This window comes from Kitasatospora sp. NPDC002543 (genome assembly GCF_053594915.1).
This window is the reverse complement of the sequence record NZ_JBSFWR010000268.1, coordinates 1-1074: the sequence shown is the minus strand read 5'-3', so window position 1 is coordinate 1074 and position 1074 is coordinate 1. Positions and strand designations below refer to the sequence as shown.

Annotated in this window: 2 pseudogenes; one reads left to right on the top strand and one right to left on the bottom strand. The window is 71.2% G+C overall.

The features are described 5' to 3' along the window. Nucleotides 1-163: pseudogene (locus tag ACWD4P_RS38505) on the bottom strand (metallopeptidase family protein); the annotation flags it as partial. A gap of 21 nt (nt 164-184) precedes the next feature. On the opposite strand from ACWD4P_RS38505, the pseudogene ACWD4P_RS38500 reads away from it, so the two are divergent. After that, nucleotides 185-1074: pseudogene (locus ACWD4P_RS38500) on the top strand (hypothetical protein); the annotation flags it as partial.

Below are 1074 nucleotides of genomic sequence, written 5' to 3'. Positions count from 1 at the left end.
CGAACACCGCCACGTTGTCCATGAGCCGCGTCAGCTCCGGCGGAATCCGGTCCAGGGCTTCGGCGACCAGTTCCTCGAACTCCTCGCGCGTCATCTCGAGCACACGGCCATTGTCGGCCACCCGCTCGTAGATCGGCCTGTCCGTCCGGGCATACGGCACCATCCGCATGGGCATACGGGACCAATGGCCCGCGCCCCCGCTGTCGCCGCCCTGTCCGCCCTGCGGAACATCCCCTCCGCGGTCGGCCGCCGTCATCGCGGCCGCCGCCCCCGCCCCACCGGCGATCTCACCCTCCAGCCCCGCCCGTACCTCCGCGCCCTGGGCCTCGCCGCCGTCGTCCTCATGGGCGCGTGGCTCGGCCTGCTCGCCGTGGGGAACGTCCGCGTCCCGGTCGGCCCGATGGACACCCGGATGACGCTGCGCCCGTCCCTGACCGGCGGCACGAAGATCAATGTCTCGCCGCTCGGTTCCCTGGAGTTGAAGTCGCACACGGCCCCCGTCCGCCTCGACGTGGACGTCGACCGCCTCGACCCGGTCCGCTCCGAGGCCCTGGTCAACCACCCCGAGCGCCTCTCGGGCCTCCAGGACGAGATCACGCGCGACATCGAGCACGGCACCCTCGACCTCGCCCTGCGCTCCTGCGTCGCCGTCGTCTCCGGCGCCACCGCGCTCGGCCTCGCGGTCTACCGCCGCCCCCGCCGCGCACTGGGCGCCGGCGGTCTCGCGCTCGCCCTCCTGGCGGCCTCGGGAGGGGCGGCGTACGCGACCTGGAACCCCAATTCGGTCCTGGAGCCGAAGTTCTCCGGCCTGCTCTCCTCGGCCCCCTCGGTCGTCGGCAGCGCACGCTCGATCGTCACCGAATTCGACGTCTACCAGAAGGAGTTGGCGCGCCTGGTGACCAATGTGACGAAGCTCTACGACGTGACGTCGACGCTCCCCGCGTACCGGCCGGACCCGTCCACGATCCGCGTCCTGCACGTCTCGGACATCCATCTGAACCCGGCCAGCTGGAAGATCGTCTCCTCTCTCGTCGAGCAGTACGACATCTCGGTCATCGTCGACTCCGGCGACAC